We start from the raw sequence: 14,670 nt of genomic DNA on the forward strand, positions 1-14,670 counted from the left end.
GTCGCCGTGCGTTCGCCGAGAAAATTTCCGGCATAAGCGCGGATTGCTGACCCATCCGCGTGCCTATCGCGGCATACTGAGCCTGTCGTTTTTGTCTTCGAAGGAATCGGTATGCAGTTGGATCCCGCCAGCGGTTGGTGCCAGGACGTGCGTCACTGTCCGTCGCCCAACTTCAACCAGCGTCCGGCTGGGGAAATCTCCCTCCTGGTGATCCATAACATCAGCCTGCCGCCGGGGCAGTTCGCCACGGGCAAGGTGCAGGAATTCTTCCAGAACCGCCTGGATGTCACGGAACATTCCTACTTTGAAGGCATCGCAGACTTGCGCGTGTCCGCGCATTTTCTGATTGAGCGTGACGGTATAGTCACTCAGTTTGTCTCTTGTCTGGAGCGCGCCTGGCATGCCGGGGTGTCGTCTTTCGAGGGGCGGGAAACCTGTAACGATTTTTCCCTGGGCATCGAGTTGGAAGGCACCGACGATCTGCCTTTCAGCGAGGCGCAGTACGTGGCGCTGATCGGTTTGACCCGTCAGCTGCGGGCTGCTTACCCGGCCATTACCCCGCAACGGATTTGCGGCCATAGCGATATTGCCCCGGGCCGCAAGACCGATCCGGGGCCGGCGTTCGACTGGGGGCGCTTTCGTGCCGCCGTGCTGGAAAAAGGAGAGTCACAATGAGTTTTCTGGTGTTGCTGCTGGCGGTCTGGGTCGAAAAATTCTCGGCCTTGCGTCAACGGGTCCAGCGTGACGGCGCCTGGCTGCGGGAGCTGGCCAGGCTGGAGGCCGGCCCGCGGACGGCCGGGCAGCCATGGCTGGTGTTGATCCTGCTGGTGCTGTTGCCGGTGGTCGTGCTCGGTCTGGTACTGATGGCGCTGCAACCGCTGGCCTATGGTTTGCTGGCTTTGCCGGTGCACCTGCTGGTGGTGATTTACAGCCTGGGCCGTGGCGATCTGTTGGCGGCCCTGGGGCCGTTTCGCGATGCCTGGCGGCGCGGTGATGTGCAGGCGGCCGTGCATGTGGCCAAGCGTGACCTGGAGGTGTGCGCCGAGGATGGCGACGATCTGCTGGAACGAGTCCAGGGTTATCTGTTGTGGCAGGCCTACCAGAGTTTCTTCGTGGTGATTTTCTGGTACTTCCTCCTGGGCCCGGTGGCGGCGCTGAGTTATCGGCTGCTGGCGCTGGCGGCGGAGCGCGGCCAGAACCCGGCGCTGGTGGAGCGCGCGACCTTGCTGCGGCACGCCTTCGACTGGTTGCCAGTGCGCTTGCTGGCGGCCAGCCTGGCGTTGGTGGGCAACTTTGTCGGGGTCAGCCGGGTGATGCTGCATGAGTTGCTCAACTGGGACATCACGGCGCGGCAACTGGTGGAGAAAGTCGGTCGTGTCGCAGGGGAGGTCCCGGCGCCGGTGGTGGGCGCCGATGGCGTCACCAGCCTGGACAGCCTGTGGGAGTTGCTGCTGCGGGCGGCGGTGCTCTGGTATGCCGGGTTTGCCCTGTGGACCCTGTTGATCTGATCCGAGGGAACACACGGCCCTCACAAACACCGCGGACCTTGTAGGAGCCCGGCTTGCCGGCGATGGCGTCCTTATAAGCGGCGCAAGGCCCAAGGGCCTCTTCGCGGGCAAGCTCCGCTCCCACAATGTCCGGGGCTGACCGAGGGTTTGCGGTGTGACTCGGTCCTGTGCTAGCACCGCGAACCTTGTGGTCCGGCTTGCCAGCAATGGCGTCCTTATAAGCGGCGCAAGGCTCAAGGGCCTCTTCGCGGGCAAGCTCCGCTCCCACAATGTCCGGGGCTGACCGAAGGGGGCGGTGTGGCTCGGTCCTGTGGGAGCGGAGCTTGCCCGCGAAGAGGCCGGCTCGGGCAGCGCAAAAGGCACTGTGGTCAGGCCGCCGTACGCAGCGCCATTAACCTTAAGTTACAAAACTCCCGTTCAAATTAAGTTATACAAGCAGTAGCTGCGGATACTGGCTTTGTGCCTTGCCGTGCTTGTCACTATAAAAATAATAGAAAGGGAGCGTTCCAGTGAAGAGCTTGCTATATCCCGCCGTGGCCCTGATGAACCGCTTGAGCTTCGGGATGAAGTTCAGCCTGATCAGCGTGCTGTTCTTCGTGCCGATGCTGGTGACCAACTTCTACCTGGTGCGCGATTCCTATCGCGAATTCTCCGGCACCCAGATCGAGCTGAAAAGCCTCGACCTGCTGGGCAGCAGTCTGATTCTGCGACGTGACCTGGAAACCCTGAACAACCAGGTGCAGATCAACGCCGTCCTCGGTCAATCCGGCAAGGCGGGGGACCTGGAAGGCAAGATCCACACCTTGGAGCAGAGCGTCCTGGCCCGCCTGCAAGGCCTGGCAGCAGTGACGATCGATCCGGAACAGATCGACGCCTTCAACGCCAAGCGCGATGAAATGATCAGCGCCTTCAAGGCCCAGCAGGCCGAAACCTCCTTGCAAAGCAAAAGCGCACTGATTACCAAGCTGTTGGCCAAGGCGCAGATTTTCAGCCAGATCATCGCCAGCCAGTCGGGGCTTAGCCGCGATAACCAGAGCGATCTGCGGCAGTTGAGCGAACTGGTGACCAGCGTTACACCACAAGTGACCCAGATCCTCGGCGAAGGCCGCTCCATTGGCGCCTATTCCCTGGGCCAGGGTTTTCTCAATTCGGCGTCGAGTACGCGCTTCGACGAGCTGTTGCTGCAGATCGAGAAGGTACAGGCTGAATATGCCCTGAAGCTCCAGGATGCCTTGGGTACCAGTAGAAATGCCCACGCCGCCCTGGACACACAAGCCGCCGCCAGCAAGGCGTCGTTGAAAAAAGCCAGCGAGCTGTTCGAAGAGCAGGTGGTCATGGCTGAAACCCTCGACGCACCTTGGCCGGCCTTCTACGATCAGGTCAGCGCCCTGATGGCGCAAACCTACCAGCTCAATGACGCGACCCTGGCCTATCTCGGTCAGGAGCTTGAGCAGCGCCTGGGGCAAAACCGCCTGCATATGCTGTCACTGGTGGTCGCGCTGGCGGCAGTGTTCTTCTCCATCGTCTACCTGTACGGCGGTTTCTATGCCTCGACCCGGACCACTTTGCGGCGTCTGGGGGAAATGATGAACAAGGTGGCGGCGGGTGACATGACGGTCAATTTCGTCGCCCATAGCCGCGATGAGCTAGGTGAGCTGGGGGATGTCTTCAACGGCACCGTGGCGAAGATCCATGATCTGATCGAGCGGGTCGGGCAGACCGTCAGTGAGGTCGAGCGCCAGGCCGGGCAGGTCGAGTCGGTGTCGGCCCGCAGCAATCTGGCGGTGGCCGGTCAGCGCAGCCAGATCGAGCAGGTGGCCACCGCGATGAACCAGATGTCCGCCACCGCCCAGGAGGTGGCTCGTAGCGCCGCGGCCGCGGTGAACAGCGCCCACAGTGTCAATGGCGAAACCCTCAGCGGTCGCGGCCTGGTCGAGTCGCAACAGAACAGTATCGTGCAGTTGGCCGGTGAGATCGATCAGTCGGTGCAGGTGATCAATCAACTGGCCACTGACAGCCAGTCCATCAGTCGGGTGCTGGAGGTGATCAAGAGCATTGCCGAGCAGACCAACCTGCTGGCCCTCAACGCGGCCATCGAGGCGGCCCGGGCTGGCGAGCAGGGGCGGGGCTTCGCGGTGGTGGCTGACGAAGTGCGCACCCTGGCCAAGCGCACGCAGCAGTCGACCGGGGAAATCGAGCAGATGATCAGCCGGCTCCACGGCGGTGTGGGGGCGGCGGTGAAAGCCATGGGTATCAGCCATGGAATGGCGAACAGCACGGTGAGCCAATCGGAAAAGGTCCAGCAGGCGCTGGAAAATATCCTCGGCGCGGTGGGCATGATCGTCGATCAGAACCAGCAAATCGCCGCCGCCGTCGAGCAGCAAACCGCCGTGGCCCATGATATCGACCAGAATATCGTCGAGATCAACCGCGCGGGCGAGCGTACGGCTGAAGGCGCTCATCAGACCGAAAGTGCCAGTCGCCTGCTCTCTGTGCAGGTGGTGGAGCTCAAGCAATTGATCGGGGCGTTCAGAGTCTGAAGCGGGCCGTTCAGTTAAGGCCGAACACGGTCCCTGTAGGCGCTGGCTTGCCGGCGATAAGGCCTTTTAGTCTTGCGGCGCCGATCCGGACGCCATCGCCGGCAAGCCAGCTCCTACAATGATCGCGTTGATCCTGGAGGGCTAACCGCTGCTCAGGCCGCCTTTGCCGGCCAGTTGAAGAGCGCACAGGCATTGACGGTGCTGGCGTTCGCCAGGGTTTCTGGACTAACCCCCATCAACCCGGCCAGCGCGGCACAAATCGCTGGCAGGTGCTCGGGGCTGTTGCGCTGGCCGGCGAACATCACCGGCGCCATGTCCGGTGAATCGGTTTCCAGTACCACGCTGTCCAGCGACAGGTCGGCGATGACCTTGCTCAGGCGCAAGGCCTGCGGCCAGGTGCCGGCACCGCCCAGGCCCAGCTTGAAGCCCAGCTTGAGGTATTCCCGGGCTTCCTCGCGACTGCCGGCAAAGGCGTGGATGATGCCACCGCGAGCCGGGCGAAAGCGCTTGAGGGTGGCAATGGTCGCCGCGTGGCTTCTGCGCACATGCAGCAGCGCGGGCAGGGCGAAGTCCACCGCCAGTTGCAACTGGGCTTCGAACAGCACTTGCTGGCGTTCACGATCCAACTGTGGCAAAAAATAATCCAGGCCAAACTCGCCCACCGCGCACAGCTGCGGATGGCCCGCGCAGCGCGCTAGCCAGTCACCGAGTTCGTTGAGATCCGCCGGGCGGTGATCATCCAGATACACCGGGTGCAAACCGAACGCTGCGTGCAACCGCGAGTCGCTTTGCACCAGGTCCCAGACCCGCTGCCAGTTCGCTTGATAGACTCCCAACACGACCATCCGGCCCACGCCCAGGGCACGGCTGCGTTCGAGGACCTCGCCACGATCGGCATCGAAATCGGCAAAGTCGAGGTGGGTGTGGGTGTCGATCAACTCCACTGTCAGACCTCGTGGATGCGCTGCTTGAAGGTCCGGGCGATGGCCTGGACGCCAGGTTGGTAGTTCTTTTCCTCGATGGCGGCCAGGGCCAGTTCCAGGGCCTTATCGGCAATCAACTGATGCTGCTGGGCCATGGCGTTGACCGGCAAGGGCAGGAAATCCAGCAGTTGGGTATCGCCGAAGGTCCCCAGACGCAGCGGTTGCGGCTTGAGCGGGTGATCGTGCAGGGCATCGAAGACGCCTTGTAGCAGAACGTAGGAGGTGGTGACCAGGGCATCTGGCAGATGGCCGAGGCGCTTGACCAGATCGTCCATCAACCGACGCCCGCACTCGCGGCTGAAAGCTTCGCCATGCTCGATCAGCACTTCACCCTTGAAGCCCTTCAAGGCCTCCTGGAATCCGGCGGCGCGCTGACGGCTGATGCTCAACTCGGAGCGGGCACCAATCAGGGCGATATGCCGCGGCAAGGGCTGCAGCAGGCTGCGGGTCAATTGCAGGCTGGCCTGATGGTCGTCACTGACCACTGAGCAGAAGTGCGCCGGTTCCATTTCCCGGTCGATGGCAATCACTGGTGTGCCGCGTGCCTGCAGCAGGTGATAGCTGTCGTCATCAGCCGGCAGGCAACTGGCGACGAACAGCGCATCGCAGCGCCGCGCGCGGAACAGTTGCAGCAGTTGTCGCTCGCTGTCGGGGGCGTCGTCGGAACTGGCAATCAGCAACTGATAGCCGCGGGCGCGGGCGCCTTGCTCGAGCAGCTTGGCGATGCGCGCGTAACTGGGGTTTTCCAGGTCCGGCAGAATGAAACCCAGGGTTCGCGTATTGCGACTGCGTAGCCCGGCCGCCTGCGGGTTGGGCGTGAAGCCATGTTGCTCGACCACTGCCCGCACCCGCTCGACGGTGCTGCTGCTGATACGCTGTTGCTCGGCCTTGCCATTGATCACGTAGCTGGCGGTGGTGACGGACACACCGGCCAACTGGGCGATATCACTGAGTTTCAAACGGGGAGTTCCTTATTTTGCTGCAGCGTTCATGTCTGCATTTTCGCTGATCGTATCCTATTCCAGCAGCCGACTGTGTGGGCGCGGAGCTTGCCGGCGAAGAGGCCCGTGAGCCCGGCAAAAGATTCGCTGACAAACGCCGTGTGCCCATTCCTGCATTTACCAGGGGATGATCGAGCGCTAGCTGACAGGTTGGGCTTCAACACGGAACAATAATCGAGTAACGTAACGAACACTCTAGATTAAACGTTTCAGCAAGCGTATTTTTTGGACATTCGGCCTGTGTCACGGTCCTGCCGAAAGACCGTTGCACATTGTTCAGGCCACCCGCCTAAGCTGATTCATTCAAAACAATACCTAGCGCCCCTATGGCGCTGAATAGGAGAAAGGCATGCTCGAGCTTACCGTTGAGCAGATTTCCATGGGCCAGTCGGCCGTGGACAAGTCTGCGGCCCTGCAACTGCTCGCCAACCGACTGGTGGCTGACGGCCTGGTGGCCGAGGGTTACCTGGCGGGCTTGCAGGCCCGTGAGGCCCAGGGCTCGACCTTTCTCGGCCAAGGTATTGCGATTCCCCACGGCACGCCGGAAACCCGCGACCTGGTGTTCGCCACCGGCGTGCGCCTGTTGCAGTTTCCCGATGGTGTGGACTGGGGCGACGGCCAGATCGTCTACCTGGCCATTGGTATCGCGGCGCGTTCCGACGAGCACTTGCGCCTGTTGCAACTGCTGACCCGGGCCCTTGGCGAAACCGATCTGGGCCAGGCCCTGCGGCGTGCCAGTTCCGCCGAAGCGCTGCTGAAGCTGTTGCAGGGCGCGCCGCAGGAACTGGCGCTGGATGCCCAGATGATCGGCTTGGGCGTGGCCGCCGACGATTTCGAAGAATTGGTCTGGCGCGGCGCGCGGTTGTTGCGCCAGGCCGATTGCGTCAGCAACGGTTTTGCCGCCGTGTTGCAGCAGGTCGAAGCCTTGCCCCTGGGGGACGGCCTGTGGTGGTTGCACAGTGAACAGACGGTCAAGCGTCCGGGCCTGGCCTTCGTCACCCCGAACAAACCGATGCGCTACCTCGGCCAGCCCCTGAGCGGCCTGTTCTGCCTGGCCAGTCTCGGCGCAGCACACCAGGCTCTGCTCGAGCGCCTGTGTGCGTTGCTGATCGAAGGCCGAGGTCATGAGCTCGGTCGCGCCACCAGCAGCCGCGCGGTGCTCGAAGTCCTCGGCGGTGAGTTGCCGGCCGATTGGCCGAGCGCGCGGATTGCCCTGGCCAATGCCCATGGCTTGCACGCCCGGCCGGCGAAAGTCCTGGCACAACTGGCGAAGAATTTCGAAGGTGATATCCGCGTGCGCATCGTCGATGGCGCCGCTAGCTCCGTGTCGGTGAAAAGCCTGAGCAAGCTGCTCAGCCTCGGCGCCCGGCGTGGCCAGGTGCTGGAATTTATTGCTGAACCAAGCATTGCCGCCGATGCCTTGCCCGCGCTTCTGGCGGCAGTGGCGGAAGGCCTGGGTGAGGAAATCGAGCCATTGCCGGTGGTCAGTGTCGCGTCCCTGGCCGCGGAGGAAGTGCTCGTGCCGCTGCTGGCGCCGAGTGCTGGCAGCCAGCTCCAGGCCATCGCCGCCGCACCGGGGATCGCCATCGGCCCGGCGCATGTCCAGGTGCTGGCGCAGTTCGATTACCCGTTGCGCGGCGAGTCCGCGCTGGTTGAGCGTCAGCGCCTGCAACAGGCCCTGGACCTGGTGCGCCAGGATATCGAAGGTCTGATCCAGCGCAGCAAGGCCAAGGCCATCCGGGAAATTTTCATTACCCACCAGGAAATGCTCGACGACCCGGAACTGAGCGACGACGTCGAAGCCCGGCTCAAGCAGGGCGAAAGCGCCGAGGCCGGCTGGATGACGGTGATCGAGGCGGCGGCCCGTCAGCAGGAGGCCTTGCAGGATGCCTTGCTGGCCGAGCGCGCGGCGGATCTGCGGGATGTTGGCCGGCGCGTGCTGGCGCAATTGTGCGGCATCGAAACCCTGGCCGAGCCCGACCAGCCTTATGTGCTGGTGATGGATGAAGTCGGGCCATCGGACGTGGCGCGGCTGGACCCGGCGCGGGTCGCCGGGATTCTCACGGCCCGCGGCGGGGCCACGGCCCACAGTGCGATCGTGGCCCGGGCCCTGGGCATTCCGGCCCTGGTCGGTGCCGGCGCGGCGGTGCTGCTGCTGGCGCCTGGCACGTCGTTGCTGATCGATGGGCAGCGCGGTCGCCTGCATGTGTCGCCGGATGAGGCGACCCTGCAGCGCGCCTTGCAGGAACGTGACACCCGCGAACAACGCCTGCGGCTGGCCTCGGAGCAGCGCCACGAACTGGCGCTGACCCGCGATGGCCATGCGGTTGAGGTGTTCGCCAATATCGGCGAAAGCGCGGGCGTCGCCAGCGCGGTGGAGCAGGGTGCCGAAGGCATTGGCCTGCTGCGTACTGAACTGATTTTCATGGCCCATTCGCAGGCGCCGGACGAGGCGACCCAGGAAGCCGAATACCGTCGCGTGCTCGATGGCCTGGCGGGGCGTCCGCTGGTGGTGCGGACCCTGGATGTGGGCGGCGATAAACCGCTGCCGTATTGGCCGATCGCCAAGGAGGAGAATCCCTTCCTCGGTGTACGCGGTATTCGCCTGACCCTGCAACGTCCACAGATCATGGAAGGGCAGTTGCGCGCCTTGCTCCGCGCCGCCGACAACCGGCCGTTGCGGATCATGTTCCCGATGGTCGGTAGTGTCGCCGAGTGGCGCCAGGCCCGGGACATGACCGAACGCCTGCGGCTGGAAATTCCGGTGGCCGACCTGCAACTGGGGATCATGATCGAGGTACCGTCGGCGGCGTTGCTGGCGCCGGTGCTGGCCAAGGAAGTGGACTTCTTCAGTGTCGGCACCAACGACCTGACCCAGTACACCCTGGCCATCGACCGCGGTCACCCGACCCTCTCGGCCCAGGCCGATGGCCTGCACCCGGCGGTGCTGCAACTGATCGATATCACCGTGCGCGCCGCCCATGCCCATGGCAAATGGGTCGGCGTGTGCGGCGAGCTGGCGGCGGACCCCTTGGCGGTGCCGGTGCTGGTCGGGCTGGGGGTGGATGAATTGAGCGTCTCGGCGCGCAGCATTCCCGAGGTTAAGGCCCGGGTCCGTGAACTGAGTCTGCCCCAGGCCCAAGCGCTGGCCCAGGCCGCCCTCGCGGTGGGCAGCGGCGATGAAGTCCGTGCGCTGGTGGAGGCTTTGTAATGGCGCGGATTCTGACCCTGACCCTGAACCCGGCGTTGGACCTGACCGTGCAGTTGGCGCGGCTGGAGCCCGGCCAGGTCAACCGCAGCGAAGCGATGCAGACCCACGCCGCCGGTAAAGGGATGAATGTCGCCCAGGTGCTGGCGGACCTGGGCCATCAACTGACCGTGGGCGGTTTTCTCGGCGACTGCAACCCGCAAGCGTTCGAGGCCCTGATGGCGCGTCGCGGCTTTGTCGATGCCTTTATTCGGGTGCCGGGGGAAACCCGCAGCAATATCAAGCTGGCCGAGCATGACGGACGGATCACCGATCTCAATGGCCCAGGCCCCCTGGTCAGTGAACAGGCGCGACAAGCCCTGTTGGACAAACTCGACCTGATCGCACCGGGTCACGACGCCGTGGTGGTGGCCGGCAGCTTGCCGCAAGGGGTGAGCCCCGAGTGGTTGCAGGCATTGTTGCTGCGTTTGAAGAACCTCGGTCTGAAAGTCGCTTTGGACACCAGCGGCGCGGCATTGCGTGCCGGCCTCGCGGCGACGCCCTGGCTGATCAAGCCCAATGGCGAGGAACTCGCCGAGGCCTTGCGGATCCCCGCGACCTCGCTACAAAGCCAGGTCGAAATCGCCGCACGGCTGCATGCCCAGGGGATCGAACACGTGGTGATTTCCCAGGGTGCCGAGGGGGTGAACTGGTTTTCCAGCGCACCGGCGTTGCAGGCCGTACCGCCGAAAGTGAAAGTCGCCAGCACGGTCGGTGCCGGTGACTCCCTGCTGGCCGGCATGTTGCACGGTCTGCTCAGCGGTCACGCCGCCGAGCAGACCCTGCGCACTGCCACCGCGATTGCTGCCCAGGCGGTGACCCAGATCGGTTTCGGTATCAGCGACAGGGCGCAGTTGGCGCAGCTTGAAAGCGGCGTCCGCGTGCACGCCCTGACAGAACAATAAGAGGGATAGTGATGAAATTAGCCATTGTTACCGCCTGCCCGAACGGCATGGTTACCAGTGTGCTGTGTGCCCGTCTGCTCGATGCAGCGGCCCAGCGCCAGGGTTGGAGCACCAGCGTCGAAGTCCACGACAGCCAGCACCCGGAGCGCCAATTGTCGGCGGCGACGGTGGAGGCCGCCGAATGGGTACTGCTGGTCAGCAGCGTGCCGGTGGAGATGTCGCGGTTTATCGGCAAGCGGGTTTTTCAAAGCACCCCGGCCCAGGCCTTGCAGGATGTCGAGGCGGTGTTGCGGCGCGGTGCCGAAGAAGCGCGGGTATTGGTCGCGCCCGAGGTTGTGCCTGACGCGGTAACCGAACCGGTGGCAGCTGCCAAGCGCGCACCACGGCTGGTGGCGGTAACCGCCTGCCCGACCGGGGTGGCCCACACCTTCATGGCCGCCGAAGCCTTGCAGCAGTCGGCCAAGCGTCTGGGTTATGACCTGCAGGTGGAAACCCAGGGTTCCGTCGGCGCCCGTAACCCACTGAGCGCGACGGCGATTGCCGAGGCCGATGTGGTGCTGCTGGCGGCGGATATCGAAGTCGCCACCGAGCGTTTCGCCGGCAAGAAAATCTATCGTTGCGGTACCGGCATCGCCTTGAAGCAACCGGACGCGACCCTCAACAAGGCCCTGGCCGAAGGTCAGCCAGAACAGGCCGCGACGGGCAACGTCGGGGCTCCGGCCAAGCAGGAAAAAACCGGTGTCTACAAGCACCTGCTCACCGGTGTTTCGTTCATGTTGCCGATGGTGGTGGCGGGCGGCCTGATGATCGCCTTGTCGTTCGTCTTCGGCATCACCGCCTTCAAGGAGCCCGGCACGCTGGCGGCGGCCTTGATGCAGATCGGTGGCGAAAGCGCGTTCAAGTTGATGGTGCCGTTGCTGGCCGGCTATATCGCCTACTCGATTGCCGACCGTCCAGGCCTGGCGCCGGGGATGATCGGCGGCCTGCTGGCGAGCACCCTGGGCGCGGGTTTTATCGGCGGCATCGTCGCCGGTTTTCTCGCCGGCTACAGTGCCAAGGCGATCAATCGTTATGCGCGGCTGCCCAGCAGTCTTGAGGCATTGAAGCCGATCCTGATCATTCCGCTGCTGGCGAGCCTGTTTACCGGTCTGGTGATGATCTACGTGGTGGGCAAGCCGGTGGCCGGGATGCTCGAAGGGCTGACCCATTTCCTCGACAGCATGGGCACCACCAACGCCATTTTGCTCGGGGTGCTGCTGGGCGGAATGATGTGCGTCGACCTTGGTGGGCCGATCAACAAGGCGGCCTATGCGTTCTCGGTCGGCCTGCTGGCATCGCAGAGTTATGCACCGATGGCGGCGACCATGGCGGCGGGCATGGTGCCACCGATCGGCCTGGGGATTGCCACGCTGATTGCGCGACACAAATTCGCCCAGAGTGAGCGCGAGGCGGGCAAGGCGGCATTGGTGCTGGGGCTGTGCTTTATCTCCGAGGGAGCGATTCCGTTTGCCGCCAAGGACCCGTTGCGGGTGATTCCAGCGAGCATCGCGGGCGGCGCGCTGGCCGGCGCCTTGTCGATGTATTTCGGCTGCAAGCTGATGGCGCCCCACGGCGGGTTGTTCGTGATGCTGATCCCGAATGCGATCAACCATACGTTGCCGTACCTGCTGGCGATTATCGCCGGCAGCCTGCTGACGGCGCTGGCCTATGCGCTGCTCAAGCGGCCGGAAGTGGTTGAGTTGACGGTGGAGCCGGCGCGGGCCTGATTGCGTTCGGCTTCGGATGCGGCAGCGGCAGTTGCTCCGCCATTGCCAGCAAGCTGGCTCCTACAGGTTATTGCGTCGTATATGGCTATCTGACTCGACGCGGACACTGTAGGCGCTGGCTTGCCGGCGATGAACGATAACGCGGTGTCTCGCCGGGCCTCAGTACACATCGCGCCGATACCGCCCTTGCTCTATCAGTTGCTCGACAGCCTCGGCCCCGAGCAATTCCACCAGCACCTGATCGACACCCGTCGCCATCCCCTGCAAGCTGCCGCAGATATAGATCGCCGCCCCACCCGCCAGCCATTGGCGCAGTTCAGCCGCTGCTTCACGCAGGCGATCCTGGACGTAGATCTTTTCCTGCTGGTCGCGGGAAAACGCCAGGTCTAGGCGCGCCAGGTCACCGCTGGCCAGCCAATCTTTCAACTCTTGCGCGCAGTGGAAATCGTGGGCGATATTGCGCTCGCCGAACAACAGCCAGTTGTCCCGCTGGCCATCGGCGATGCGCGCCTTGAGCAAGCTGCGCAATCCCGCCAGGCCCGTACCGTTGCCCAGCAGAATCAGCGGACACGGCACCGTCGGCAGATGGAAGCCGCTGTTGCGCCGCACCCGCAGGCTGATGCTGGAACCTGGCGCCGCGTGCTCGGTCAACCACCCGGAGCCCAGGCCCAGGCTGCCATCGGCATGGCGTTCCTGGCGCACGAGCAACTCCAGTTGCCCATCGCTTTCAAGGGAGGCGATGGAGTACTCACGCGGGCTCAGTGGGATCAGCGCATCCACCAGCGCCTGGGCATGCAGGCCGAGCAGATGGATCCGGTTCTCCGGTAACTGGCGTCCGCCCAGGGCCTGGGCGAGGTTCTCCCGCAGTCCGTCGAGTTGCACCGGGCTATTGGCCTCAAGCCCGAGTCCGGCGAGGAAGCGTTCCACCGCCTGGGCACTCTGGCGTGGGAGGATTTCCACCAGGTCGCCAGCTTGCCATGGGATCGCTGTCGCGGTTGTCAGGCCCAGCAGGTAGACCGCCGAACCGGTGCTGCCCGGATTGAGCAGGTCGCGCTGGCGCAAGCTCCAGTTGGCGAAACCCGGTGCCTGCCAGGCTACCGGAGGCGCGCCGCCGGTCAGTTGGTTGAGTTGCTGTTGCCAGTAACGCAGGGCATAGGGATCGCCGTTGTCGACTTCGATCGGGGTGAACAGGGGATTGCCGCCGCGCGCTTCCAGCCACTGATGCAGACGTCGGGCGAAACCACAGAAGTGCGGGTACTGCCGGTCGCCGAGGGCCAGTACCGAATAGTTCAAGGTGTCGAGGGGCAGCGGCTGGCCGAGCACCTTGCGCTCGAATCCGCGGGCGCTGTCCGGCGCTTCGCCGTCGCCGAAGGTGCTGACAACGAACAACGCATGCGGCGATTCGCGCAGGTCCCGTGCATTGATGTCGGCCAGCGGACTGACCCGCACCGGCACGCCAGCGGCCTGCAACTGACTGGCGCTCTGCCAGGCCAGTTGTTCGGCGAAACCGCTCTGGCTGGCGAAACCGATCAGCCAGGCTGGCGCATCGCCGTGTTGCGGTTCCAGCTCCAGGCGGGCCTGCCGTACCTGGCGTTTCTTGCGCCGCCGATCGAGGTACAGCAGCCAGCCAGTGACGAAGAACAGCGGCATGCTCAGGCTCGACAGGGTCAGCAGGACTCGCCCGCTGATCCCGAAGTAGCTGCCGACGTGCAGCGCGTAAACGCTGGTCAGCAATTGCGCCTTGAGGCTTTGCTCGGCGTAGCGCAACTGGTCGCGGATACCACCCGTGGCCGGGTCCAGGTTGATCTGGTTGAGGGCGCGCTCATGGGGGGAATCCTTGAGCAGGTAGTAGACCGTTGCCGGTTGACCGGCCACCGCCGGCATGCGGATGTTGTAGGCGCTGAGCTCGGGCCCCGCGGCCCGTTGGAGACTGGCCCAGATGGCATCGTAGTCGGCGTTCGGTGCCGGGCCGCTGGGGGGCGGCTTGTGTTGTCCAGCCCCACGATGCTGTATCGGTGAATCGGCCAGCAGTTTGTTCAGGCCGTTGTTGTACCACTCGTAGGACCAGAACAGGCCGGTCAGCGCCGACAGCAGGTAGAGCAGCAGACACCAGGTACCGACGACCGCGTGCAGGTTCCAGTTGAAGGCGCGACCTTTTTTCGCCCAGTCGAAGGTCAGCCAGACCCGCCAATTGAGGGCCTGGCGCGGCCAGCGCAAATAGAGTCCGGAGAGGCAGAAGAACACCAGTATCAGGGTGCACGCGCCAGTGATCTGCCGGCCGGTATCGCCCAGGGCGAGAAAACGGTGCAGTTGTAGCATCAGAGCGAAGAAGTCCTGGCCTTGCGCCTCGCCCTGGTAGTCCCCGGTGTAAGGGTCGAAGTAGCGCATCTGCCCACGGCGTTCACCCGGCGGGGGGCTGAAGGCGACCCGCGCGGCGTGGTCGCCATGGGGGGAAACCCAGAGCATGGCAACGCTCTTGCCCTCGCGAGCTTCGAGCTTGCGCACCAGTTCGGCCGGGGGCAGGGCTTCGCCATGGGCCGGCACGTCGAGTTGCAGGACACTGGGATTGAACAGGCGCAACAGCTCGTCCTGGAAGGACAGCGTGGCCCCGGTGATCCCCATGAAGGCCAGCACCAGACCGGCGCTGATGCCGAACAGCCAATGCAGTTGGAACAGTGTTTTCTTCAACACGGCGACCGCCTTGCTCTCTCGAAGTGATT

Annotated in this window: 9 protein-coding genes; 6 read left to right on the forward strand and 3 right to left on the reverse strand. The window is 64.1% G+C overall.

The genetic code is table 11. The features are described from left to right. Positions 1–111: 111 nt before the first annotated feature. The 3 genes from ampD to AC07VG_RS03630 all read left to right on the forward strand — a co-directional run bounded on the left by ampD (position 112) and on the right by AC07VG_RS03630 (position 4,048). Complete coding sequence (ampD, locus tag AC07VG_RS03620) at positions 112–675, forward strand: 1,6-anhydro-N-acetylmuramyl-L-alanine amidase AmpD (protein ID WP_495004193.1); 564 nt, start codon at positions 112–114, stop codon at positions 673–675. Next, positions 672–1,508: a regulatory signaling modulator protein AmpE gene (ampE, locus tag AC07VG_RS03625; RefSeq protein WP_495004192.1), complete on the forward strand. Its 837-nt coding sequence runs from the start codon at positions 672–674 to the stop codon at positions 1,506–1,508. The genes ampD and ampE overlap by 4 nt, the downstream gene beginning before the upstream one ends. Positions 1,509–3,343: 1,835 nt before the next feature. Continuing rightward, complete coding sequence (locus tag AC07VG_RS03630) at positions 3,344–4,048, forward strand: methyl-accepting chemotaxis protein (protein ID WP_495000786.1); 705 nt, start codon at positions 3,344–3,346, stop codon at positions 4,046–4,048. A gap of 152 nt (positions 4,049–4,200) precedes the next feature. Here AC07VG_RS03630 and AC07VG_RS03635 read toward each other — a convergent pair whose 3' ends face one another. Both AC07VG_RS03635 and cra read right to left on the reverse strand, forming a co-directional pair. After that, positions 4,201–4,992 carry a TatD family hydrolase gene (locus AC07VG_RS03635; RefSeq protein ID WP_495020512.1) on the reverse strand — a complete coding sequence of 264 codons (792 nt, stop codon included), beginning with the start codon at positions 4,990–4,992 and terminating at the stop codon, positions 4,201–4,203. A gap of 2 nt (positions 4,993–4,994) precedes the next feature. After that, positions 4,995–5,990 (reverse strand): catabolite repressor/activator, encoded by a 996-nt coding sequence (gene cra / locus AC07VG_RS03640; RefSeq protein ID WP_495000559.1) that lies wholly within the window; start codon positions 5,988–5,990, stop codon positions 4,995–4,997. A 391-nt stretch (positions 5,991–6,381) separates the two neighbouring features. Here cra and ptsP point away from each other — a divergent pair, with 391 nt between their 5' ends. The 3 genes from ptsP to AC07VG_RS03655 are packed head-to-tail and all read left to right on the forward strand — an operon-like array spanning position 6,382 to position 11,950. Then, the gene (ptsP, locus tag AC07VG_RS03645) at positions 6,382–9,243 is read left to right on the forward strand and encodes a phosphoenolpyruvate--protein phosphotransferase (protein WP_495020513.1); all 2,862 of its coding nucleotides are present in this window, start codon (positions 6,382–6,384) and stop codon (positions 9,241–9,243) included. Beyond that, positions 9,243–10,184, forward strand: a complete 942-nt coding sequence (gene pfkB, locus AC07VG_RS03650; protein WP_495020514.1) for a 1-phosphofructokinase — start codon at positions 9,243–9,245, stop codon at positions 10,182–10,184. The genes ptsP and pfkB overlap by 1 nt, the downstream gene beginning before the upstream one ends. 11 nt (positions 10,185–10,195) lie before the next feature. Continuing rightward, positions 10,196–11,950 (forward strand): PTS fructose-like transporter subunit IIB, encoded by a 1,755-nt coding sequence (locus AC07VG_RS03655; RefSeq protein ID WP_495000562.1) that lies wholly within the window; start codon positions 10,196–10,198, stop codon positions 11,948–11,950. A gap of 159 nt (positions 11,951–12,109) precedes the next feature. Here the strand turns inward: AC07VG_RS03655 and AC07VG_RS03660 are convergent, their stop codons facing one another. Further along, the gene (locus AC07VG_RS03660) at positions 12,110–14,641 is read right to left on the reverse strand and encodes a PepSY domain-containing protein (RefSeq protein ID WP_495020515.1); all 2,532 of its coding nucleotides are present in this window, start codon (positions 14,639–14,641) and stop codon (positions 12,110–12,112) included. Positions 14,642–14,670 lie beyond the last annotated feature (29 nt).

It is taken from the genome of Pseudomonas sp. GW821-FHT03C07, assembly GCF_059420925.1.